The 618-nt window shown below is 38.3% G+C and carries 1 tRNA gene and 1 rRNA gene; both read left to right on the plus strand.

Annotation, left to right across the window (positions count from 1 at the left end):
* Positions 1-51: 51 nt before the first annotated feature.
* Positions 52-127, plus strand: a tRNA-Ala gene (locus MF4640_RS18865).
* A gap of 384 nt (positions 128-511) precedes the next feature.
* Positions 512-618 (plus strand): 23S ribosomal RNA (locus MF4640_RS18870); the annotation flags it as partial.

Consider the following 618-nt stretch of genomic DNA (forward strand, 5'->3'; position numbering starts at 1 on the left):
ATTGTTAAATGCTGAATACAGAAAACAGAAACATTGACTTATTGATAAGCTGGGGACTTAGCTTAGTTGGTAGAGCGCCTGCTTTGCACGCAGGAGGTCAGGAGTTCGACTCTCCTAGTCTCCACCATATATTGTTCATCAATATATAAGCTAAGTAGTTAGATTATAGAATTTAGTAAGAAGTAGACATTAGTTTGAAGCTTATTAACTTCTGTGATTTATCACAGTTTCCTGACCTGACGAAGGCTGGAAAAATCATTAACAGAATATATTTGAGTTGAAATAATTTGTTCATACTCGTTTTTAAGATCGACATTAACAGTGATTTATTACTGTTCGATGAAGATTAAAGAAATGAGTTACTAGCGAAATTAACTGAATCAAGCGTTTTGGTATGTGAATTGAATTGAAGCTGTACGGTGTTTAAGTACACAGAGCAACAAACTGTATGATCGAGCAATCGATCTGTCCTAGTACTACTTGTAGGTGCTACGACTGTTTGGGGTTGTATAGTCAAGTAATTAAGTGCATGTGGTGGATGCCTTGGCAGTCAGAGGCGATGAAAGACGTAATAGCCTGCGATAAGCTCCGGGGAGGCGGCAAATATCCTGTGATCCG

Source organism: Acinetobacter sp. MF4640, from assembly GCF_002018895.1.
GTDB classification, from domain to species: Bacteria; Pseudomonadota; Gammaproteobacteria; order Pseudomonadales; family Moraxellaceae; genus Acinetobacter; species Acinetobacter johnsonii.